This is a genomic window from Carboxylicivirga taeanensis (assembly GCF_051851475.1).
Lineage (GTDB): Bacteria > Bacteroidota > Bacteroidia > Bacteroidales > Marinilabiliaceae > Carboxylicivirga > Carboxylicivirga taeanensis.
On the sequence record NZ_JBPUSJ010000001.1, the window covers coordinates 745,951 to 767,390 of the forward strand.

Below are 21,440 nucleotides of genomic sequence, written 5' to 3' on the forward strand. Positions count from 1 at the left end.
GAAGACAAAAATGCATCTGAATAGATAACGAATCAGGTGCTCTAATGGGGAAACTTAGTATCGTGTTAATGAAAAATATGAAGTTCAGAACAAAACTGATTCTTATCGTTTTTGTTCCTCTTTTTGCCGCTACCGGCATTGCTGTATACGTTTCATCATCAATGCTTAAAAAGCAGGGGATTGAAACACTCGAACGGAAAACCAAAGCCATCCTTACCAGAATGGAAGCTGTTAGGTCTTATGTAGCCACTCAGTTTTCTATTAAGGACGAAATTGATGAGCTGAAAAGCCTGCATCCCGATGGAGTTATCTCCAGTGCCGAGAAGGCAAGTATGCTTAAGAAAGTGCCAATTTTTGCTTCCATGGCAGTGGGCGAAAACAATGCTGAAGAAGATAGCTATGAGTTTAGAGTAGCTTCGTTAAAAGCACGAAATAAAGATAATAAGGCCAACGAGCTGGAGGCTCAGTTTATTAGGCAATTTGAGGCTGATCCTACTCTAACAACGCTGAGTTATACCAACAAAGAAACAAACGAGTTATGGGTGATGCGGGCGGTTCGTCTCTCCCAAAAGCAAGGCTGTTTGTATTGCCACGGAGCGCCGGCAACAAGCCCATGGAACAATGGGAACGACATTTTGGGCTATCCGATGGAGAACTACAAGGATGGTGATATTGTGGGCTTATTTATTATTAAATCGAGCCTCGATGCACACACCAGTGAAGTGCAGGGAAATATCCAGGCGGCTATCTATAAAATTATCCTGATTATGTTGGCGGTTCTGCTTCTGGTCACCTTCATCAGCATTTATTTTATCCGCAACACCAATCGTAAAATACAGGATATTATTAAGGTTAATAAAAAGATTGCTGACGGCGATCTTACCCAGAAAATGGAAGTGAGCGGTACGGATGAGTTTTCGCAAATTGGGCAGCATCTCAACCTGATGCTCGACTCATTGGCTTCGGTAGTGAATTCGGTTAACGACACGGCCGAGTTGCTGACGCGTGAGAGTCAGAACACAACTGTGCTTTCGAAAGAGCTGGCTGATTCATCCAACGAGCAGGCGGCCTCTGTTGAAGAAATTTCGGTGTCGATGGAAGAAATGACCGCAACCATTGAGGTGAATGATCAGAACGCCAGAACGACCGAGAAAATAGCTAAACTGTCGGCGTCTGAAATAAAATCGGGGAATGATTCGTCTCAGCTGGCCATTCAGTCCATGAACTCCATTCGCAAAGAACTGGAAATTCTGGAAGAGATTGCGCAGCAAACAAATATCTTATCATTAAATGCCTCTGTTGAGGCCGCCAGGGCCGGAGAGTTCGGAAACGGGTTTGCGGTGGTGGCAGCCGAGGTTCGAAAATTGGCCGAGCGCAGTCGGATTTCGGCCAACAGCATCAATAAAAGTTTTTCAGAAGGATTGGTGGTGGTGGCTTCTACGGCAGATAAACTGACCGAGCTGGTGCCTGACATTGGTAAAACATCGGAGTTGGTGGAAGAAATTGTTACTTCAAGTAGCGAACAGAAATCGGCTGTTACAGAAATAAATAATGCCATTCAAGGGCTGAATCATTCAACCCAAACCAATTCCCAGATCGCAGATAATATGTCGGGCAGAGCAATGGATTTAAATCACTATGCCGAATTGCTTCAGCAGCGGATTGCTTTCTTCAAGCTTGATAAGCCAGATTGATATTATAAAAGAAAGAAGATTGAAATAGCAGCGGTTGATTGGCAACTGCTGCTATTTTTTTATCGGTTGGGGCGGTGGCTATAAATCAGGAGTCTGGCAGCCTAACTGTTTCGCTTGCATATCTATGCAGGTGGCTTACTTAAGTCTGCGGTTCAGCTCAATATTTTCGCCCTTAAGCTGATAGCCAACCACCTTGCCATCAGCGTTATAGTATTTATTCATCTCCACGGGTTCTTTCGATAAGAAATTCATGACTTTCACCCCGCCTTCGAGAAGGGCCAATGCTGAGGATGGTTTCTTTTCCTCTTCACTGATTTGTTGATAGATAGAAGCTAATTCGGCTTGCACTAAATTGTTGTTCATGTACTGAGGCATCAGCACATTTAAACCATGTTCATAGCCATTAATTGGTTGGTGTTCCAAGCCTTTTATTTGGCTTCTGGTGGCCAGATATTGTGCGGGTTCTACTTCTTGAAAGTCTGCCCTGCCGGGTTTGTCTGGTTCAGCGGTCTGCGACTGCTCCTTTACATACTCTGAAGGCTCTTTAAGTGGCGTGTTTTCAACAGGAGTAGTGGTTTTAATTGCTGGTGTTTGAACCGCCTCTGTTTGCACGCTGGCAGGGTGTGAGAGCGTGGGTTGTGTTTTCTGCACATCGCTCTTTGCTATGATTGGTTCAGTTGTTTTTAAATGATTCGAGCCCATCCACACCGATAGAAGAATGGCAACACTGGCAATAGCTGCGATACCCCGGTGGGCGGTTACCTGCCTGATGGCCGGAAAGAGTTGAAAGCGGCGAAGCCTTCTTTTCTCCTGATAGAGAATGGTCGTGTCAGCACTAAGGTACACCTGGGAATAGGCCGCAGCAGCTTGAGTGCGTGTCTTCTGGTTTGGCTCGGCAAGCAGAAGTTCTGCCTTCTCTGAGGAGCTCAATCCATCCTCTGCTTGTTTAATTAGCAGGTAATCGGCAACGGGCATATCAAAGGCTTGGGCCGGGTGTTTTAAAAGGGATTCTTTTATGTTGCAGCCGGCATCAGCTTTCTCAGGTTGAATCGTTAAGCTAACATCGGTTTCTAAATCGCTTTTTAGCTCCGGATGATCGTCTAAAAAAGCATGCAACAGCTGCTTATCCTTGTCAGAAATAGTTCCTTCAAGGTAATCCAGCAAGTAAGCTTCGTAATTATTTTTATCAATCATCATTAAACTAGCACTTGAATATTACCAATATACGCTTTCAAAAATTTTCTGGCTCTGAAAATATACACCTTCACTTGAGCTTCGGTTAAACCCGTTATCTCGCTTATTTCTTTGTATGAATAGCCTTCGTAATCACGCATCATCACTACCAGTTGTTGGGTTTCGGGCAGCTGTTCAACGGCTTTGTGTAGCACCTCGTTAAGGTCGCTGTAGCCATCCGTATGCGAATGATTTCTGAAATCTGCTTCATCCCATTGGGCCTGCTTTTTTTCGCGTCTGATAAGGTCGATTAGGGTATGGTAGGCGGCCGAAAACAAGTAACTTTTTACTTTTAGGAACGCCACTTCAGTGTGTTTCTTCCACAATTTTTCATAGGTATCCTGTATAATGTCTTTCGCTTTATCTTCATCTTTAATGTTTTTGAGGATAAAGCGATAAACACTATCTGAATAGAGGTTGACGGCTTGATTAAATTCTTCCAGGGTCATGTTGTTTGTTAAATGACAAATGTATGACGCACTTTGATGGAGAGATGTTACACGCTTTCCTTCAAAAAGTGAAAACTAAGGTCGTTTTATTTTAAACTGCCGATAGCCGTAGAACGGAATGTCACTCACCATAAAGGTATCAACTCTGGATTGAGCGGGTCCTTTTTTGCAGGTGTGCAGAAAATGGTGCAGGTTTTCGCATTCTCCCTCAGCATCAATTTCGACTTTTCCATCGGGTAAATTCTGAACATATCCGTTAATATTGTGCGCTTTTGCTCCATCGGCCACAAAATAGCGAAAGCCAACTCCCTGCACCCGGCCATCAACAATAACTCTAACTCGTTTCATGTGCATTTCAGTCATATCGCAAAGATTAAAATTAGCAAAGTATTGTTGAGATGGAAAGTGTATCTTTGTGAAATATTTGAAAAATCATCTTCAGCTGACCGAATGATCTTGTCCGGCAAGAACTCACGAAATTCATCATGCTTAACTTTGTGCTTCTAAAATAAATCAAAATGGAACTACTGCAAACCAGTTACTTCGCCTTGTTCGTTATTATATGTTTGGGCTTTATTATTGGAAATATTAAGATAAAAGGGGTGTCGCTCGATATCTCAGCAATTATTTTTGTGGCCCTGGTATTTGGGCATTTTGGAGTGGTAATGCCTGGCATTTTGGAGAAGGTGGGGCTGATTTTATTTATTTATACCATCGGAGTACAGGCGGGACCCGGTTTTTTTGATTCTTTTCAGAAACATGGACGCAGTCTGGCCTTGCTGGCTACGGTTGTTATCCTTTCGGCCACGGTGATGGCTTTCGCTCTGTCCCGAGCTTTTGGTCTTGATATGCCCATTGTGACGGGCTTACTCACAGGGGCTTTAACATCGACTCCCGGATTGGCTGCGGCCATTGAAACCACTAACTCACCATTGGTATCGATTGGTTATGGGGTGGCTTATCCGTTTGGCGTAATAGGCGTTATTTTGTTTGCTAAGTTTTACCCAAAATTGATAAGGGCGGACATTAAAAAGGCAGAAAAAGATTACGAAAAGAGCTCTGAAGAAGGGTTTCCCGAGATTACGCATGTCAACCTAAAGGTGGAGAACGAAAATATCTTTGGAAAGACTGTTGGAAATTTGAGGGTGCGAACCATGACTCAGGCTGTTATTTCGCGGGTGATGCACGATGGACATGCCACTACTCCCAATAATAAAACGGTTCTTAGTAAAGGCGATTTGGTGAGGGCAGTTGGTACAAAAGATGCTCTTGATAAAATTACATTATTAATTGGCTCTCCAACCGATGAAAAGATTCCTCTGGATGCCGGCTACGAAGTGCAATCTATTTTAGTAACCAACACAGAAGTAGTGAATAAGGCTTTGAGTGTTTTTAATCTGTGGACCAATTATCAGGCCACCGTAACACGTATTCGGCGAAGCGGAATTGATATTACTCCGACTCCCTCAATTAAACTGCAGATGGGGGATAAAATAATGGTGGCCTGTAGCCGTGAGAACATGAAGCAGGTCATCCGCATATTTGGCAATAACGACCGGAAGCTGTCCGATACAGATTTTTTCCCGGTGGCGGCAGGTATTGTGCTCGGTATTTTGTTTGGTAAAATGTCGTTGTCTTTTGGGGGCTCGTTCTCATTTAGCCTTGGACTCACCGGTGGTGTGTTGGCCGTCTCAATGATATTGGCCCGTTTAGGACGCACCGGGCCTATTATTTGGAGTATGTCAGGTGCCGCCAATCAATTGCTGCGTCAATTGGGGTTGATGTTATTTTTGGCCTCTGTAGGTACCAAGGCCGGTGCGACCTTAGTTAGTACCTACCAAAGCTACGGGGCACAACTATTTGTGGTGGGGGCCATCCTCACTTTGTTTCCAATGATAATGGCTGTTGTGGCCGCCTATTTTATGAAATCCCTCAATGTTTTAACACTTCTGGGTTCCATAACCGGTTCTATGACCAGTACCCCCGGATTGGCTGCTGTGGACAGCATGACAGATAGTAATGCTGCTGCCATTGCCTACGCCACAGTTTATCCGGTGGCCATGGTACTGTTGGTTATTTGTGTTCAGCTTTTAGGTGTATTTTAGCAGCGCCCTTAATGTGCTGATTGAAGTTGTGTTTATTTATTGTATATTGATATACAATAAATTAAACCTGCTGCTATGATTATGAAAAGCACAATGATAGTGTTTGCTATAAACGTCCTGCTATCAGGAAGCCTGTTTGCTCAAAACTCAGGTAGTAAACAAAACGCACACCATACAGCTGCCCCCAACGAAAGGAGTATTGCAACTTCATCCCGAGCCAGCATTGAATTTACCCCGATTACCGGGTATTCACTTAACGGAAGTCTGAATTTGTATAAAGCCAAATTTAAGATGAAGAACGCGGCTCATTATGGAGGTATCTTGTCGCTTCAATTGCGGCCTGATTTCTTTGGGGAGTTTTCATATACGCGGTCTAAAACCTTTGCACACTACAAAGACTTTGTGGCAGGGCAGGAAACTGACTATGACATGGCTATTGATTACTTTCAGCTTGGTGGATTAAAGGAGCTGAGTAATGGCCCATTGGTGCCATTTGGAATGTTTGCCTTGGGTATCACCTGGTTCAATATGCAAACACACGGCGTGTCTGATCATGTATCTTTTTCCATGGCATTAGGGGGTGGAGTAAAGTATTTTTTCAGCGACAGGCTAGGAATTCGTTTGCAAGGTCGGTTGTTGTTACCAATGTATTTCTCGGGCGGTGGATTGTTTTTGGGGATTGGTTCTGGCGGAACCAGCAGCGGGGTTGGCATTAGTACGGGCGTATTAGCTGTGCAGGGTGACTTTTCGAGTGGATTAATCTTTCGTTTTTAATGGGCTAGCTATATTATAAACTAACTGCCCATTAGCAGCTTTTAGCACTGATGGGCAGTTTATGGTATCGTTATTTATCTTTTGTGCAGTCCACATTCTTTTGTGTCGGGGTTTTCCCACCACCATCGGCCGGCTCTCACATCTTCACCTTCCATAACCGCTCGTGTACAAGGCTGACAGCCAATGCTAGGGTAATCTTTATCATGCAAAGTGTTGTAAGGTATACCTTTCTCATGGATGTAGGCCCATACTTGTTCTTCGGTCCAATCTGCCAGAGGATTTATTTTAAGCAGCTGGTTATTGGCATCCCATTCAACTTTTGCAATATCCGTTCGGGTAACCGACTGTGCAGATCGCAAGCCGCAAATCCATACATCCAAACCTTTAAAGGCGCGTTGAAGTGGTTCAATTTTGCGAACAAAGCAGCATTCTTTTCGGTTTTCTACACTTTCAAAAAACAGGTTAATACCCTTTGTATTCACCATTTTTTGCACCTTCTTCTTTTTAGGAAAATAGATTTCCAGGTTTTTTTTGTATTTGCGAGAGGTGCGGTCAATTAGGTCGTAGGTTTCAGGGAAAAGGCGACCTGTATCCAGCGTAAAAATCTTAGTTTCAGGATTGATGCTAGTCACCATTTCGGTCAGCACCTGATCTTCGGCTCCCAAGCTTGAGGCCAGCCCTATCTTGTTGCCAAAGCGCTCGATAAAATAGCTTAGTAGCTCTTGTGGACTCGAGCTGGCGAATTGCTCATTCAGTTCTTTGATTTCTTCTGCGTGCATAATCCAGTGTTTTGTGCAAATATAGTAATTAGGTTTTTAGCAGGTCATTATCATCGGGTAATTGAGTTCAATCTGCTATTATAACTAAAAAAGAGGTGAGCCACTATCTGTTGTCACCTCTTTGAAATGCTATTTTAAAGTTTGGCCTGATTAACCAAAGCAAACACCCATGCTGCGGCCTTGCTCAATTAAGTAGTGATCGGGATTAACCAGTTTAAGGCGACCTCCAACTTCTTCAAGAGGAACAGATGTTATGACGTCGTTTTTGATGGACACCATGGTGCCATACTCACCCCGATGGATTAATTCGGCCGCAAAAGCCCCATAGCGGGTAGCCAGTATTCTGTCCTGCGAACTTGGACTGCCTCCGCGCTGGATGTAGCCCAAAATGGTTTCGCGGGTTTCCAGACCGGTTCTTTTCTGTATTTTTTTACTGATGTAACTGGCTGCTGATTTCTTTTTGGGTTTTTCAATTCCTTCGGCAACAACCACAATGGAATAGGGTTTGCCTACCCGGCTTCTTTCCAGAAGGCAGTTGCAAACATTGTCGATATCGAATTCAAGCTCAGGTAATAAGATGACATCGCCGCCCGCTGCGATGCCTGAGTGAAGAGTTATCCATCCGGCATGGTGACCCATCAGTTCAATAACCATCACTCGCTTGTGGGAATTGGCAGTGGTATGAAGGCGGTCGATTGCTTCGGTGGCAATGCTAACAGCAGAGTCAAAGCCAAAGGTTACATCAGTCCCCCAAACATCATTATCAATTGTTTTGGGAATACCAATCACATTAAGGCCTTCTTTTGCCAGCAAATTAGCCGTTTTCTGAGTTCCGTTACCACCAATGCATACCAATGCATCCAAACCAAGTTTATCGTAGTTTTCTTTGATGATTTGAGGCTTGTTTTCAGTTTCGCCCTCTTCGGCTTTGAAGGGTTTAAAGCGCGAGGTGCCTAAAATGGTGCCGCCAACAGTGATGATGCCCGAAAGTGCTTTTTCTTCCATTGGGGTAACCTCGTTGTACATAAGTCCACTGTAGCCATTGGATATGCCAATAACCTCCATGCCATATTTTACGATGGCTGTTTTACCAACGCCTCTGATTGCTGCATTAATGCCCGGACAGTCACCTCCTGCAGTTAGTATACCAATCCTTTTTTTACCTTTTCCCATGGTCTGATGATGTTTTCTGTCGTCTTATTTGTTTATATCCAAATCTCAGTTTGCAAGCTCTTAAATTACTGTTTTTATACAGAATATTTACTCATCTTGATTAACAGTTTTTTTATTCATGAAACACAAGAAGGGGTATGTCTGTATGGAACAATATTTTACGGGTTATGCTAGGGTGTAATAATTTTGAAATCATGTTGCGCTTATGCCGTGTCATCGCAATTAGGTCAATGTTGTTTTGCGTTATAAAATTATCGAGCTCAGTAATGAAGTCTTCTCCGGTTATAAAGCTAAAGTCAATCTCGTAGTTGCGATAGGTTTGCTCGCAGTATAAACGCATTTCCTCCAGTCGCTCTTTATCCCATTTATCGGGAATGGAGGCTTTAAAATGAACGGCAAATATTTGCGTTTTAAAAGGACTTATTAATCGGATGAGTTTGTGTAGTGAGCGGTAGTCGCAGTCTTGAAAGTCGCTAACAAATAAGATGTTACTAATGTTGTTGGTGTTTGCTTTTGAGTTTGCCGGCACAGCCAATACCGGTACTTTGGCATTTTTTACCACATCGCTGGTAACGCTTCCGAGCAGCTCTTTAATGGTATCACCCTTGCTGCAGGTTCCCATGACTATTACATCGGGTTCTTCCCTGTTGGTTATGCTTATCAGCACATCTTCGGGGTAGCCACGTTCGAGCCGCGATAGCAAAGTGATGTTGTCGCGCTGTTGCTCATTGAGCTCCTGTTCAACTTTGGTTTTCAAATCAAGAAGAACCTGTTCGTTGATGACCCGGGATTTAACTTCGCTGTTGTCGGCATTGGAGTCGTCCAAAGGGGGCTGACAGCTAATCAAGGTAATAGCAGAGGGGATACGTTGTCCCAGATTAAGGGCATAGTTGACGGCGTTGAGCGAGTAATCTGAAAAATTAACCGGGACAAAAATTCGTACCATTGCGTAGCTTTTTAAAGTGCGTATCTCAAGTTACGAATGAAAGGCTATAAAAACAAAAAAAGCCGGCGAGCTAACCGGCTTTTTTGCAATATATGAGTTCTTTTAGATAATCAGCATGGCGTCACCATATGTGCCAAAGCGGTACTTTTCTTTAACGGCAACATTGTAGGCATCCATCACAAAATCATAGCCTCCAAACGCAGCCACCATCATTAGCAAGGTGGAGAGAGGCAGGTGGAAGTTGGTAATCATAGCATTGGCTACCTGAAATTCGTAAGGCGGGAAGATAAACTTGTTGGTCCATCCTTCAAACGGCTTAACGTGCCCATAGGTAGATACCGAGCTTTCGAGCGTACGCATAACTGTTGTTCCAACGGCGCATACGCGTTTCTTCATGTCTTTGCCGTTATTAATAATATCAGTCGCCTTTTCGGTGATGAATATTTGCTCAGAGTCCATTTTGTGTTTGGTCAGATCTTCCACATCTACCTGGCGGAAGTTACCTAAACCAACATGTAAAGTTATCTCTGAAAAATCAATGCCTTTAATTTCCAACCGCTTCATTAGTTCACGACTAAAATGCATCCCAGCCGTTGGAGCGGCTACCGCACCTTCGTGCTTGGCGTAAATTGTTTGGTAACGCTCTTTATCTTCGGGCAGTACTTCGCGGTTGATAATTTTGGGTAGGGGTGTTTCACCCATTCCATAAAGCGTTTCTTTAAACTCCTCGTAAGAGCCATCATAAAGGAAGCGCAATGTACGACCTCTGGATGTGGTGTTGTCAATCACTTCAGCCACCAGATTGTCATCATCGCCAAAATATAATTTGTTACCAATACGAATCTTACGGGCCGGGTCAACCAGCACGTCCCATAAGCGCTGTTCACGATTTAGCTCACGTAACAGAAACACTTCAATTTCGGCACCCGTTTTTTCTTTGTTACCATACAACCTGGCCGGAAATACTTTGGTGTTATTAAACACCATTACATCCTTATCGTCAAAGTAGTCAATAACATCTTTGAAAATGCGATGCTCAATTTCCTTTGTTTGGGTATTTAGCACCATTAATCGGGATTCATCACGATTGTCTGCAGGATGTAGCGCAATTAGCTCTTCCGGTAGTTTATACTTAAACTTTGATAACTTCATATATATACGTTTTACTAATTTGCTAATTGGTTATAACAAAGAAAATCACCATACAACACGTAGGATGAACCAATTATTTTCAACAATTATTAAGCTGCGCCCTGGTAGAAATTAATAGCAAAGCAGGCCTACCTTATACGTAGCATATTTTAATTTGTTGCAAAAATAGCAAGATTTTTTTCAAAATCCTCAATTGTGATGGAATCAGCCAGTTGATACGGGCCAATGCGGGTTCTCACTAATCCGGTCAGGTGGGCCCCTGAATTGAGCTCATAGCCCAGATCGCGTGCTAAGGAGCGAATGTATGTTCCTTTGCTGCACGAAATATCCAGGCGGATATTCGGGTTGTCCCAGTTAACCAGTTTTAACTCACTGATCGTTATTTTGCGGGCCTTAAGTTCCACTTCTTTTCCTTTTCTGGCTAAATCATAGGCTTTTTGGCCGTTAATTTTTAAGGCCGAAAACATGGGTGGAATCTGTTCTATTTCGCCACTCAGCGTTGCGATTGCCTCATCGAGCATCTGGCGGGTGATGTGGTCGTAGGGGAAATGTTTATCGGGCTCTGTCTCAAGGTCGAATGATGGCGTTGTAGCTCCCAGCTGCACGTCAGCCAGGTATTGCTTATCCATTCCCAGAAACTGGTCGATTTGCTTGGTGGCCTTGCCAGTGCAAACAATTACCAGGCCGCTGGCCAGGGGATCGAGAGTGCCGGCATGTCCGACTTTAATTTTTTTGATGCCCAGGTAGCGCTTTAACGACAGGCGAATTTTATTGACAATATCAAAAGATGTCCATTGCAGGGGCTTGTTAATCAACAGCACCTGACCTTCACGAAACCGCTCTTCACTGTAATCGATATTCATTGTTAATCTGCTATAAAACTAGTTGTATGGGAGAATTAAAAAAAGAGTTGGTGAACGATAGCTATCAGTCCGATAATGGCACAGTAGATAGAAAAATAGGTGAGTTTGCTGTTTCTAACCAGTTTAATCATCCAGGTGCAAGCCAGCAGGCCGGTAATAAAGGCTGCTATAAAACCTACCGTAACGGGGAGCACGGAGATGTCAGTAGCGGTGAAATCACTTGAAAGCAAATCTTTGCCCATCTTTCCCAGAATTAAAGGGACCACCATCAGAAACGAAAAACGCGTGGCTCTGGTGCGATCAATGCCGAGCAGTACCGAAGTGGAAATGGTGGCACCCGAACGCGAAATACCGGGCAAGATAGCAATGGCTTGTGCCACGCCAATAATGATTGCGTGTGCATAAGAAACCCCTTTTTCGGTGGTTTTTGCCTTATCGGCCAAAAACAGAAGCACAGATGTAATCAACAGCATGATACCCACTAACAGTATTTGGTTGTTGAACAGGGCTTCTATCTGGTCGTTAAATACGATTCCAACAAAGGCGGCCGGGAATAGAGAGGCCACAATTTTTAGTGAAAAAATGGTTTGGTCATTCCATTTAAATTGGAATAAACCCGAAATTATTTCAATAATCTCTTTACGAAAAACCACAATGGTACTGATGGCTGTGGCCCCATGTAGCATTACGGTCATAAACAGGCTTTCTTTGCCTACTGTATTGGCGCCAAAAATAGCTTTGGCAATTTCCAGGTGACCACTGCTGCTCACAGGCAAAAACTCAGTTAATCCCTGGATTATTCCAAGGATTAATGCTTCAAAAATTTCCATAAAATCAGTTGGTGTAATTACTTATCGGTCTTTGGCTTTTTCATAATGGCGTATATCTCAAATAAGAAGCCAAATAAAACAACAATTGGGGCTAGTGTAATGCGCCTGAAGCTGAAAATCTCTTCATTAAACACAGTTGGGTCTTCGCTTCGGCCGCCAATCATTAAAACAAAGCCTAAAATGATGATGCCGAACCCGATGGCCAGTAGTATGTAGTTTTCTTTTGCTAATGCAAACTGAAACTTTTTATCCTGTTCTTTTTGTGACATGTTGTTCTTTTTAAAAATGATAATAGTTTGTACCTGATTATCTTATAAATATAAATCGTCGGTGCGAAGATTAAGATATTTATTGACAGCAAAAAATGTGGAAATCAATGTAATAAATATTCCCAGTGCAATAACAATTCCAAATAATATCAGGATAAGATCCATGTTGTTGAAGCCTACTACACCAGCGAGCTCCTGACTGCTGAAATAGATGAGCAAGGCCAAAAGGGCGATGGCCAGCACGGCACCAACAAACCCATGCAAAATACTGCCCCAAAGAATGGGTCGGCGGATAAAGCTTTTAGTGGCACCAACCAGTTGCATGGTGCGAATAATAAAGCGTTTTGAATAAACCGACAGGCGAATGGTGTTATTAATGAGTGCAACAGCTATCAAAAGTAATAGCAGCGAAAAGCCTGACAATACCAAGGCAATGCGACGCACATTTTGATGCACCAGGTGGATGATGTTTTTTTGGTAAATCACTTCTTTTACTTGTGGAAACTCCAAAATCACATGCTCCACTTTCACCAGGCTATCGGGGTTGGCGTATTCGGCAAATAATTTCACATCAATAGACGAGAGCAGCGGGTTGTAACCTAAAAACTCAACAAAGTCTTCTCCCAGCTCATTTTTTAAATCCTCAGCCGACTGGTCTTTATCCACATACTCGGTTTGCTTGATAAAAGGGGAGGTGCTCAATAATTTTTCCAACCTTTTTACTTCTGCTTCGCGAGCGTTGTCTTTGATTAATATGGTAAAACCAATATTTTCTTTGACGTAGGATGACAGGCGTTGTGCATTTAACAGCAACAAACCAATAATGCCTAACAGAAACAGCACCAGTGCGATACTGATAGTGGTTGTGATGTATGAGCTTCGAAGCTTACGACCGCTTGCTATGTGTTTTTTATGTGCCATTTTATTGAATTACTGCAAAAATATAAAATGCCTTTGGATGAGTCGGAAAAGATGGCAATTAATCTTTGAATTAACAAAAATTAACTGGTTACACTTATTTGTATTTAAGTGGGCTTGCGGCTGTTATTTCTCTAAACATTTTGCATTTTTGTAACACTATACACTTTTGTTATGAGCGTTAAACTGGTTAAGATTACCTCCTATTATAAAGATTTTCTTAGTTACTACTATCAAAGTCATTCGCATGCTGGTCACAGCTATAATGAACAGCATCAGCACCTGATGATGCAGCGTTTTGCTTGGTCAGATGCCTACGCTCATGCATTCAGTCAGTTGGGCTGGGAGGCCAGCGAGATTGTGGCCAATGCCCGGCCTTTGCAAGAGCAGTGGTGTGTGGAAAACAATGTGGAGGCTGGTACCGATAAAGAGATTGTTCTTGCCCAGTTAAAACAACTGCAACCCGATGTTATTTGGCTGCAGGACAGCTATAGTTTTAACGGAAGTTATATCGAACAGCTCAGAAAAGAAATACCTGCTATTAAGCTGGCTATTGGAAATTGTTGTTCGCCTATTTCACCACAGTTTTTTGCCGACTTTATGAGCTTTGATTTCATAACGGTTTGTGCACCTTATTTTAAGGAGCTGCTTGAAAAAAGCGGATTACCAGAGTGTCTGGTTGTGCCTCATGCTTTTGATGGGCGCATCCTGCAAGTGTTGCACAATGACATTGAGAGCAAACACGATTTCCTGTTTTCCGGCTCCTTAATTCTGGATCAGAATTTTCACAGGGAGCGCATACAATTTCTTGAGCAATTGGTGAGTGATGGAATTGACATCAACCTTTTGGTTAATTTAAACACTAGCTCTTCCAAAGGTATTCTTCTGCGTCAGCTGGCTTTTGGAGCCAGCCGCCTCTTTGATAAAGCCGGCCTTCATGCGATTAACAGGCATGTCAAAGGGTTCAATAAAGTGAGTAAGCTTCAGTTTTTCCCCAGGGCATCCAAGGTGAGTGAGCGCCTAATGCAGGCCATTAAAGCGCCCGTGTTTGGCCTAGAAATGTTCAGGGAAATAAGGCGTTCTAAAATATCGTTTAACATTCACGGCGACATAGCCAGTGATTTTGCTGCCAATATGCGGATGTATGAGGTGACTGGGGCAGGAGGTTGTTTGTTAACCGATTGGAAAAAAGATTTGAATGTTTACTTTAATGATGACGAACTCGTAGCTTACCGCTCCTTGGCAGAAGCAAAGGAAAAAATTGCCTGGTTGCTGGCGCATCCCAACGAGTTGGAGGCCATTGCTCAACGCGGACAAAAGCGCACCTTGACTGAGCACACCTTTGCGAACCGGGCATCGCTGCTTGCCGAAGCTATCAGGAAACGGCTTTAGTAGGTGCGCAGTTGTTCGATAAGTTCAGTTCCGGTTATGGATGTAGGGCCTTTATCCACGATGGCCTCCAATTGCTTTGTGTAATATTGCTTGATGCCCGGATACTGTGCTTCATCGAAATTACAGTTGTGCCACAATAGAACCAGCACGCCACCAAACTGCTTTATTTCATTAATTAAATAATTAAATGAGTCGTGCATGTTGTTGTAATCCATGTTTCTATATCCAAATAGAGTGGTGTCCATTACAGTTAACGGGATCTCCCAAATATCAAGCATCCTGTTGTTTTGGTGATCGTAAGGCTTGAAGGGGTAGCAGTATGAATTACGAAAGCCTTCGTGTTCGGCAAATCCCATTGTTGTATCGTATAATAGCCCGGCATCTTCCTGTCGTTTTAGCGTATCCGGGTACTGAAACTTGAGAAAATGCTGTCGGATTCCAATGACTGCCTGACCAGCTGCTTGATCCATTCTGGTTTTGGCGCTTCGCATGGCACTAGATTCAGTGGCAGTAGAGATGGAGCCATGAAGGCCAACTTCACACTTATCTTTCAAAAGTTGGCTTATGAGCTTTTTAATTCGTTTTTCTTCAAGATGGTATTTAGCATCGTGCGGGGAACCATCGCGGTTTAAAAAATACCACACTGACTTTAATTGTAGTGCTTTTTCAATTCTTCGCAGCTCGTCAAAATTCCACCACGGATCCTGTTTGGTTCCCGGGAAAATAGTAGGAATAAGGGCACTAATGCTGGCTTTCAATAGGCGACTCTTGTTGTAATGTGCTTTTTTTAAACCAACCAGTTGAAGCAGCTTGTAGGTTGTTTCTCTCCAGTGATAGTAGTTGATGCGATCCACATCGTGGGTCAGCATAAACCCGAAGTCGTTGAACAGTCGCTTACGTTTGCAGCTGAGGTGGTGCTTTTTACAAAATTGCTCGATGCCATCAGCGATGATGTCGAAATAGTAGTTGACCACCGGTATCTGCACGCAGTCGGTTTGATACTGAACCGAGTTTTTATACTGAAAACGGCCCATCGTGTCTTTATCAGAGCTGAGGGTTTCCTGGTAGGCACTCAATAGATAAAAGGCTGCTTTTAGCAGGTCGTGGTGAAATATCAGGTTGCCGTTCTGCCATTCGTAAAGTGGCAGTTGTTTCTGGGCCGGAAACAGATTTGGAAGCTGCTTGTTGTTGTATTGGATGCGTTCAGTCAGATCGATGCCTCGTGTCGAGCTCCGAAAGATAATACCGTAATCGATGTTGGCTGTTGATAAACAATAATGCATGCGTTTTTTTAGCTCTTCATCAAACTCAATATGTAATTGAAGATGAAAGAGCACATAGTTAAGCTGTTCTTTATTTAGTGCACTTAGCATGAATGATTCATTTTTATGAACGACACTTCTTCAAGAATTTCAGACGTTGCAAATGCATGATAATCATATTGCTTTAATAGCTTAATAACATCTCTTGTTTTTTGGTTACCATTGGGGTATAAACGATGATGAAATTCGATGAGTATTTGCTTAATTTCAATGCCCAACTTAAGAATGTCTGGAATCACTTCGTATTCGGCCCCTTCAATATCCATTTTAAGCACATCAATGCATTTGTGACCCAATTCACCGACAATTGTTTTTAGGTCTTTAACCGGCACTTTAATCGCATTGTCCCAACTGGTCACCGCATTATCGACCAAGCTACCCGACACATGATGTTCATTTTGCGGCAGGAAAAAAGATAGCTCTCCGTTCTTATTGCTGATGCCTATTGGAGTGAAATTAAACCTGGGAATATCACCTTTCTCTTTAACCCATTCGATTGATTTTGGAGTTGGGTCGAAGCCATAGACCTTGCAATTGAACTTCTGGATTAATGCGGTATCAAAACTTATGTCCTGACCGATACCAAATGAGTATACAATGGATTCAGAATTGATGTATTCGGGTGCCACGTAGAAACCCCCGTTTTGACCTCCCATCCATTGATGTTTAAGCTTAACGGATGTCTTGATATAAGGTGATTTTCCGCGTAATACACGATATAGTTGTATAATGGTCTTTTTAAATTGATGCACTATTTTTGATTTAAGCTTTTAATATTAGCAATGATATCCTTGGGTTTATTCCATTTAGCCCACGCCTGTTTGATTCTTGTTTTTTCAATGGGTTCGAAAAAATTGAAAAGAAATAAGCAAGCTATAAACAGGCCAATAATGACAATTCGGATCAGAACGTCCATTACAAAGTTAAAATTCGGAATATGGAAATAGCTGCTGCAGAAGATAACGCCTAATAAGAGGATAGTAGTTATTTTCCGCCATTCATATTGAGTACCCTCTATTTTCCGACTCTGGTATAAGAAACAGGCTGCAGCTATTAACTGTGACAAAGCTGTTGTCATGGCAGCCCCTTCTTTTCCAAAACGTGGAATGATTAAAAAGTTCAGTCCCACATTTAAGGCGCCAACCGATATGGTTATGACAGAAATCAGTTTGGTGAGCTTGGCTTTTGTCAGAGGGAGTCTGAATATTTGTTGCATACCTGAAAAGATAAGTCCGATCATCAGGAACGGGATAACCGGAATGGCATCGTAATATTCAGTTTTACCAGCCATGATAACGAAGATAATTTCCTTTGCAAAGGCAGTAATGATAATGCCTGCCAATACCATAAAAAGCATGAAATAGCTAAGTATTTTGATGTGATAGCGTGAGCTATCATCCTCACTCATTGTTTTATAATACTGGTAGGTGTAGGAGGTTATGAAGGTCCCCATTATTAGAACCTGTAGCAAGTTGGTCACTTTTGTTGCAACTGAATAACTACCAACGGCTTCAAGCGAATAATACGCTTCAAGAATGTAACGGTCGCTAATAACTAATAAATGAGTTAAAACATTTGATATGGCTAATGGATAGCCGTAATTAATCATCTCTTTTAGCAAGTGGCCTTTAAACTTTATATGACAGCTTTTTATGATGAGGGGGAGAGTGATCAGAAAGGTTAGGGAGTTAGCCATCAATTGACCGATATATATCCCTTTGAAGCCATTGTTTTCAACCTCAAGTTGGTAAAAGGTAAATAGTATTGTGAGTATGATATTGAGACTTTGATAAGACGTTTGTTTAAAGGCTTTCTGCTGGAGCCTTAGCATTATGAACGGTACGTCATATAATAATCTGAATAAACCGGATAAACAGAAGAAAGTAATGATACGCTCACTTCCTTCGGTATCAAAAACATTAAGGTTAAAAAGGATTATTGCAGTTAAAAACACGCCTATCGAGTTGCTGGCGACATTAAATATATAGGTGGTGAAAAACAACGCTTGCCTGTCTTGGCGGGTTTTCATTTCGTAGTACCATCTGGTAAAACCGCTTTTTGTGCCCCAGGCTGCTATAGTCATTAAAAACAAGAAGGCCGATTCATACAGCATCATCAGGCCAATTTCGTCTTTGCCCAAATAACGGGAGTAAAGCGGCAGAAGTATTAATCCACTGGCTTTTGTTATAAAGTTGCCAATGCCATAAAAAACGCTTTCTTTGAAGAGTTGTCGGAGCTTGTTAAGCATTAGTAGTTAATTCTTTCATTTTCATCAACGTATTAAAGATAACTCCTTTATTTTTGCTTAAGTGATAGTATGGTTGCAAACTGAAGTTGAAGCCTGATTTGTATCTAGCGATCGTCGGTGTATTGGCACCTCTAAAGTCATAGGACTCTATTTTACATTGATAGAGCAAATCAAATATCTTATAACTTAAAAGTTGATTGAGTCCAGTTTTAAAATATTCTTCATTGCCTCCGGCTTGAAAGTCAATGGCATGTGAGTGGTTGTGGATAATGACACGTGTGGCAACAGGTATTCCTTCATAATACATATTGCAGACTTTAATCATACCTGCTTGATTTAATATTTTGCAGAAAGTAACAAACTCATCCTGTTGAAGAATATGTTCTTTGTTATTTTTATCTAAAGACCGCTTAATTAATTGGTGGCTAATAATTATTTCTTCTTCTGTATTTGAGTAATCAAAACGGTAATTAAGTTTAAGTGCTTTTTTGATTTTATTTCGAACATCAGGGTTGAAGTTGGTTATCATCTTATCAACCTCTGTAATTTGTCCAGTGTATGTATATCTTATTTCAGGAATAAAACCGTTCCAGGTAAAAGGGCGAATATCAATATTAGTGCAGCTGAGTGTATATTCAATGTGATGAAAGTGTTTCTCAAAATGGCTGTTAAAAGCCTGATAGATTTCAAAATAGTAACTTTCTTTTTTGGATTGCAATTTAGTTGATCTTTCGAGATATATAATATGATTATCAATGCCTAATAGGTTTATGATTAAATTATACTTGAGTCTTTTGCGATAGAAATATGCAAAACCAGCTATGATTTCATCGTTGTCATTGTAGCAACCAAGTATTTCAAATTTTTCACCTTTTGCTTTACTATAGGCATTAAACCACTCCAAGTGATGAAAAGGGCTTATGTTTGTTGAATTATTCAATAATTCACTCCATTCATCAGTCGCATTTTCGTTGGCTATTTTCTTGATAGTATATTTAGGCATTGTACTTACCTTTGAATATTAAGACTTTATTATCTGAGGAATATACAAATACATTTGATTTGCTTTTTACCTTTTTTCGATTGCTAAATTTAGCTTTAATAATTGTGAACTGTTTATTATTAATAGTCAGATAGACAGGGACGTAATTTTTCATTACGTTATAGTTACGAAATACGAGTTCTGGTTTGCCAGTCAACAATAACTCGCCATCTTCTTTAGTGGGTTTTCTGTAGTATTTTTTTGTTTCTGAAGGTTCTTTAATTGGTAGTTGTGCATTAATTGAAAACAAATCTAAAAGGTTTTCAAGATCTTTGGCTGCGGCCTTTCCGCATTTTTTAGTGTAAGATAATACAGTCTCTTCTTCGCTTAGACTAAATTTTGATTGTTTAATAATTCTTCCCGAATCTATGCCTTCATCAATAAAGTGTATAGTAGCACCTCCAAACTGTTCATTGTTTTTAAACATCCAAAAAATTGGATTAGCTCCTCTGTATTCTGGCAGAAGAGAAGGGTGTACGTTAATGCATCCTATGTGAGGAATCGCTAATACCTCTTTTTTTAATATCTGATTGAAGTTGGCGACAACGATTAAGTCGGGCTTGAATGATTCGATCAATTTGATGGTGTCCTTCGAATTAACATTGGACGTTGTCAAGACATTTATGTTATAATACGATACTAAATCAGGCAATTGCCAGTTATCTATTTTGAAATATTTAATTCTACAGGAGCGGATTATCTTCTGAATAAATAATGGTAACTTCTTAAGTATCTTTTTACCGTAAGAATTTGAGCTAACATTTTGATAAGGTTTTATCAGGCACATGAGCTCCACGTTGTTATGGTTTAACAAAGAGTTTAATACCATGGTGGTAATAGGACCTCCCATGCCAAGAAAAACAACCCTAATCATAAATATTCCTTAATTGATTTGAAATTTAAAAGTGCTTTGTTTTGTACGTTAGATACTTCTTTATTTAGTGTTTCAGAGATAAATGCTCTATTAGTCCATAGATGTTTGAATAAACCTTTCATCTCATCTAAGTCAGTTGGGTTACAGAGAAACTTTTCGTAATTGATCAGCCTTAGAAAACCTCTTAATTTGTGTGCTTTAGGTTCGTGCCCATAATCATAAACAATTGTTGGGACACATTGAGAAATGCCAGCAATGGCGCCATGTAATCGCCCGCTTATTAATGCATCAAAATTACCAATCACAGCTTTTGCTCTTTTGGCATCGAATAATTCATTAAATAAAAAGATTCTGTCTTTGTACTTATCCGGAATCATCTCATACAATTGTTTCAGGATATAGTAATCATTCCCATACGCCAGTTCTCCATTATCCAGAGTTGTATTGCCATGGGACATTAATGCCACTTTAAAGTTATAAGTATCATAAAGGTGTATTAGGAAGTCTGCAAAAATCGCTAATTCATCATTATCTCTGGGGAGTTTATTATAAGGTGCATTTTGGAGAGTCCATCCAGTTAAGATGAATCCTACAAGCTTATCTTTATCTTGAATTCCATATTTCCTTAGTAGCTCTAGCTCTGAATCCGTCGGATTGCCCTTAAAGAGGTAAGAGGGACATGCTGATGTTTGAGTAATTTTCTTCTTTAGCCCGAGCTCAATTAGCAGGTCAGTGCTTATGGGCTCTCGATTTAAGATTATTTGTGCTTTGTTATATAGATATTTGACTAACAATCGTTTGTATAATTTCTTGAATGGACCTGGTGAACTAGCCAGAATAAACACTTTCTTTTTTAGGGCATATGCAATAAACATTTTTGCTGCACCTTCTAAAAAGACATTGAATTTTGCATTTTCGCCAAAGACATCACCGCTGAAATCGATTACAAAATCAGAGCTACTAATTTCTTTAAGTAATTTACTCGAGTTTAATATTCCAATATACTTTCCAAAGCTAATTTTATATACTATTAGTTTTAATAGATCTTTAATTGTTTCTTTTGCAGTATACTTGCCATAATTCCAGAATCGTTCATCTCGTAAGCATGTAATAGCTTTATGCTTCTCAAAACTTTCTGATAGCTGAAATGATGTTCTTATGGTGTGGTTTGGAAATTCCTTTTTCAAGTTGTCAATAAACGGTTCGACAATTGCAAAATTCCCTAAATTTCCAATTTCCAGGCCGCCTAATCTTGCAGATAATAAACCGGTTAAAAAGATATTTTTATGATTCATTGAATAATAAATTGTTTCTGCAAATTTAATCTAATGTGATAAGCAAAAAAAAAAAGACCGATAATATCGGTCTTTTATTCCT

At 41.0% G+C, this 21,440-nt stretch carries 21 protein-coding genes; 4 read left to right on the top strand and 17 right to left on the bottom strand.

Features of this window, described 5'->3' with window-relative positions:
- The first annotated feature begins 77 nt into the window (after positions 1 to 77).
- Positions 78 to 1,694, top strand: a complete 1,617-nt coding sequence (locus ACSX1H_RS03210) for a methyl-accepting chemotaxis protein (protein ID WP_439182173.1) — start codon at positions 78 to 80, stop codon at positions 1,692 to 1,694.
- 135 nt (positions 1,695 to 1,829) lie between these two features.
- Here the strand turns inward: ACSX1H_RS03210 and ACSX1H_RS03215 are convergent, their stop codons facing one another.
- The 3 genes from ACSX1H_RS03215 to ACSX1H_RS03225 form a co-directional block, all read right to left on the bottom strand.
- Positions 1,830 to 2,891: a hypothetical protein gene (locus ACSX1H_RS03215; protein ID WP_439182175.1), complete on the bottom strand. Its 1,062-nt coding sequence runs from the start codon at positions 2,889 to 2,891 to the stop codon at positions 1,830 to 1,832.
- Positions 2,891 to 3,376, bottom strand: coding sequence for an RNA polymerase sigma factor (locus ACSX1H_RS03220; RefSeq protein ID WP_439182176.1), 486 nt, complete (start codon positions 3,374 to 3,376; stop codon positions 2,891 to 2,893). The genes ACSX1H_RS03215 and ACSX1H_RS03220 overlap by 1 nt, the downstream gene beginning before the upstream one ends.
- 75 nt (positions 3,377 to 3,451) lie before the next feature.
- A complete protein-coding gene (locus ACSX1H_RS03225; RefSeq protein WP_439182177.1) occupies positions 3,452 to 3,724 on the bottom strand; it encodes an acylphosphatase in 273 nt (90 codons plus the stop codon).
- A gap of 170 nt (positions 3,725 to 3,894) precedes the next feature.
- On the opposite strand from ACSX1H_RS03225, the gene ACSX1H_RS03230 reads away from it, so the two are divergent.
- Positions 3,895 to 5,481 (top strand): aspartate:alanine exchanger family transporter, encoded by a 1,587-nt coding sequence (locus ACSX1H_RS03230; RefSeq protein ID WP_439182178.1) that lies wholly within the window; start codon positions 3,895 to 3,897, stop codon positions 5,479 to 5,481.
- Between the two features lie 81 nt (positions 5,482 to 5,562).
- Positions 5,563 to 6,255 (top strand): outer membrane beta-barrel protein, encoded by a 693-nt coding sequence (locus tag ACSX1H_RS03235; RefSeq protein ID WP_439182179.1) that lies wholly within the window; start codon positions 5,563 to 5,565, stop codon positions 6,253 to 6,255.
- Positions 6,256 to 6,329: 74 nt separating this feature from the next.
- Here the strand turns inward: ACSX1H_RS03235 and ACSX1H_RS03240 are convergent, their stop codons facing one another.
- The 8 genes from ACSX1H_RS03240 to ACSX1H_RS03275 all read right to left on the bottom strand — a co-directional run bounded on the left by ACSX1H_RS03240 (position 6,330) and on the right by ACSX1H_RS03275 (position 13,188).
- Positions 6,330 to 7,034, bottom strand: a complete 705-nt coding sequence (locus tag ACSX1H_RS03240) for a phosphoadenylyl-sulfate reductase (protein ID WP_439182180.1) — start codon at positions 7,032 to 7,034, stop codon at positions 6,330 to 6,332.
- A gap of 150 nt (positions 7,035 to 7,184) precedes the next feature.
- Entirely contained in the window at positions 7,185 to 8,207 is a 1,023-nt protein-coding gene (locus ACSX1H_RS03245; RefSeq protein WP_439182182.1) for an ATP-dependent 6-phosphofructokinase, read from the bottom strand.
- A gap of 112 nt (positions 8,208 to 8,319) precedes the next feature.
- The gene (locus ACSX1H_RS03250) at positions 8,320 to 9,153 is read right to left on the bottom strand and encodes a universal stress protein (protein ID WP_439182183.1); all 834 of its coding nucleotides are present in this window, start codon (positions 9,151 to 9,153) and stop codon (positions 8,320 to 8,322) included.
- Between the two features lie 102 nt (positions 9,154 to 9,255).
- Positions 9,256 to 10,305, bottom strand: a complete 1,050-nt coding sequence (gene queA, locus ACSX1H_RS03255; protein WP_439182184.1) for a tRNA preQ1(34) S-adenosylmethionine ribosyltransferase-isomerase QueA — start codon at positions 10,303 to 10,305, stop codon at positions 9,256 to 9,258.
- Positions 10,306 to 10,454: 149 nt separating this feature from the next.
- Positions 10,455 to 11,168: a tRNA pseudouridine(55) synthase TruB gene (gene truB / locus ACSX1H_RS03260; RefSeq protein WP_439182185.1), complete on the bottom strand. Its 714-nt coding sequence runs from the start codon at positions 11,166 to 11,168 to the stop codon at positions 10,455 to 10,457.
- A 35-nt stretch (positions 11,169 to 11,203) separates the two neighbouring features.
- Positions 11,204 to 11,998: an undecaprenyl-diphosphate phosphatase gene (locus ACSX1H_RS03265; protein ID WP_439182186.1), complete on the bottom strand. Its 795-nt coding sequence runs from the start codon at positions 11,996 to 11,998 to the stop codon at positions 11,204 to 11,206.
- Between the two features lie 17 nt (positions 11,999 to 12,015).
- The gene (locus tag ACSX1H_RS03270; protein WP_439182187.1) at positions 12,016 to 12,267 is read right to left on the bottom strand and encodes a DUF3098 domain-containing protein; all 252 of its coding nucleotides are present in this window, start codon (positions 12,265 to 12,267) and stop codon (positions 12,016 to 12,018) included.
- A gap of 42 nt (positions 12,268 to 12,309) precedes the next feature.
- On the bottom strand, positions 12,310 to 13,188 hold the full coding sequence (locus tag ACSX1H_RS03275) for a cell division protein FtsX (RefSeq protein WP_439182188.1): 879 nt from the start codon (positions 13,186 to 13,188) through the stop codon (positions 12,310 to 12,312).
- A 171-nt stretch (positions 13,189 to 13,359) separates the two neighbouring features.
- Between ACSX1H_RS03275 and ACSX1H_RS03280 the strand changes: the two genes are divergently transcribed.
- The gene (locus ACSX1H_RS03280) at positions 13,360 to 14,577 is read left to right on the top strand and encodes a glycosyltransferase family protein (protein WP_439182190.1); all 1,218 of its coding nucleotides are present in this window, start codon (positions 13,360 to 13,362) and stop codon (positions 14,575 to 14,577) included.
- Here ACSX1H_RS03280 and ACSX1H_RS03285 read toward each other — a convergent pair.
- The 6 genes from ACSX1H_RS03285 to ACSX1H_RS03310 are packed head-to-tail and all read right to left on the bottom strand — an operon-like array spanning position 14,574 to position 21,358.
- Entirely contained in the window at positions 14,574 to 15,950 is a 1,377-nt protein-coding gene (locus ACSX1H_RS03285; RefSeq protein WP_439182192.1) for a polysaccharide deacetylase family protein, read from the bottom strand. The two genes, ACSX1H_RS03280 and ACSX1H_RS03285, sit on opposite strands and share 4 nt — an antisense overlap.
- Positions 15,944 to 16,651, bottom strand: coding sequence for an FkbM family methyltransferase (locus tag ACSX1H_RS03290; protein WP_439182193.1), 708 nt, complete (start codon positions 16,649 to 16,651; stop codon positions 15,944 to 15,946). The genes ACSX1H_RS03285 and ACSX1H_RS03290 overlap by 7 nt, the downstream gene beginning before the upstream one ends.
- Positions 16,651 to 18,147, bottom strand: coding sequence for a lipopolysaccharide biosynthesis protein (locus ACSX1H_RS03295; RefSeq protein WP_439182195.1), 1,497 nt, complete (start codon positions 18,145 to 18,147; stop codon positions 16,651 to 16,653). Before ACSX1H_RS03295 ends, ACSX1H_RS03290 begins: the two co-directional genes overlap by 1 nt.
- Complete coding sequence (locus tag ACSX1H_RS03300; protein WP_439182197.1) at positions 18,140 to 19,150, bottom strand: GNAT family N-acetyltransferase; 1,011 nt, start codon at positions 19,148 to 19,150, stop codon at positions 18,140 to 18,142. The genes ACSX1H_RS03295 and ACSX1H_RS03300 overlap by 8 nt, the downstream gene beginning before the upstream one ends.
- A complete protein-coding gene (locus tag ACSX1H_RS03305; RefSeq protein ID WP_439182198.1) occupies positions 19,143 to 20,063 on the bottom strand; it encodes a methionyl-tRNA formyltransferase in 921 nt (306 codons plus the stop codon). The genes ACSX1H_RS03300 and ACSX1H_RS03305 overlap by 8 nt, the downstream gene beginning before the upstream one ends.
- A complete protein-coding gene (locus ACSX1H_RS03310; RefSeq protein WP_439182200.1) occupies positions 20,060 to 21,358 on the bottom strand; it encodes a polysaccharide pyruvyl transferase family protein in 1,299 nt (432 codons plus the stop codon). The genes ACSX1H_RS03305 and ACSX1H_RS03310 overlap by 4 nt, the downstream gene beginning before the upstream one ends.
- Positions 21,359 to 21,440: the final 82 nt, after the last annotated feature.

Bases quoted from the DNA above. Each gene is read 5' to 3' on its own strand.
- ACSX1H_RS03210 (WP_439182173.1), top strand. From the start codon at position 78: ATGAAGTTCAGAACAAAACTGATTCTTATCGTTTTTGTTCCTCTTTTT.
- ACSX1H_RS03215 (WP_439182175.1), bottom strand. From the start codon at position 2,891: ATGATGATTGATAAAAATAATTACGAAGCTTACTTGCTGGATTACCTT.
- ACSX1H_RS03220 (WP_439182176.1), bottom strand. From the start codon at position 3,376: ATGACCCTGGAAGAATTTAATCAAGCCGTCAACCTCTATTCAGATAGT.
- ACSX1H_RS03225 (WP_439182177.1), bottom strand. From the start codon at position 3,724: ATGAAACGAGTTAGAGTTATTGTTGATGGCCGGGTGCAGGGAGTTGGC.
- ACSX1H_RS03230 (WP_439182178.1), top strand. From the start codon at position 3,895: ATGGAACTACTGCAAACCAGTTACTTCGCCTTGTTCGTTATTATATGT.
- ACSX1H_RS03235 (WP_439182179.1), top strand. From the start codon at position 5,563: ATGAAAAGCACAATGATAGTGTTTGCTATAAACGTCCTGCTATCAGGA.
- ACSX1H_RS03240 (WP_439182180.1), bottom strand. From the start codon at position 7,034: ATGCACGCAGAAGAAATCAAAGAACTGAATGAGCAATTCGCCAGCTCG.
- ACSX1H_RS03245 (WP_439182182.1), bottom strand. From the start codon at position 8,207: ATGGGAAAAGGTAAAAAAAGGATTGGTATACTAACTGCAGGAGGTGAC.
- ACSX1H_RS03250 (WP_439182183.1), bottom strand. From the start codon at position 9,153: ATGGTACGAATTTTTGTCCCGGTTAATTTTTCAGATTACTCGCTCAAC.
- queA (WP_439182184.1), bottom strand. From the start codon at position 10,305: ATGAAGTTATCAAAGTTTAAGTATAAACTACCGGAAGAGCTAATTGCG.
- truB (WP_439182185.1), bottom strand. From the start codon at position 11,168: ATGAATATCGATTACAGTGAAGAGCGGTTTCGTGAAGGTCAGGTGCTG.
- ACSX1H_RS03265 (WP_439182186.1), bottom strand. From the start codon at position 11,998: ATGGAAATTTTTGAAGCATTAATCCTTGGAATAATCCAGGGATTAACT.
- ACSX1H_RS03270 (WP_439182187.1), bottom strand. From the start codon at position 12,267: ATGTCACAAAAAGAACAGGATAAAAAGTTTCAGTTTGCATTAGCAAAA.
- ACSX1H_RS03275 (WP_439182188.1), bottom strand. From the start codon at position 13,188: ATGGCACATAAAAAACACATAGCAAGCGGTCGTAAGCTTCGAAGCTCA.
- ACSX1H_RS03280 (WP_439182190.1), top strand. From the start codon at position 13,360: ATGAGCGTTAAACTGGTTAAGATTACCTCCTATTATAAAGATTTTCTT.
- ACSX1H_RS03285 (WP_439182192.1), bottom strand. From the start codon at position 15,950: ATGCTAAGTGCACTAAATAAAGAACAGCTTAACTATGTGCTCTTTCAT.
- ACSX1H_RS03295 (WP_439182195.1), bottom strand. From the start codon at position 18,147: ATGCTTAACAAGCTCCGACAACTCTTCAAAGAAAGCGTTTTTTATGGC.
- ACSX1H_RS03300 (WP_439182197.1), bottom strand. From the start codon at position 19,150: ATGCCTAAATATACTATCAAGAAAATAGCCAACGAAAATGCGACTGAT.
- ACSX1H_RS03305 (WP_439182198.1), bottom strand. From the start codon at position 20,063: ATGATTAGGGTTGTTTTTCTTGGCATGGGAGGTCCTATTACCACCATG.
- ACSX1H_RS03310 (WP_439182200.1), bottom strand. From the start codon at position 21,358: ATGAATCATAAAAATATCTTTTTAACCGGTTTATTATCTGCAAGATTA.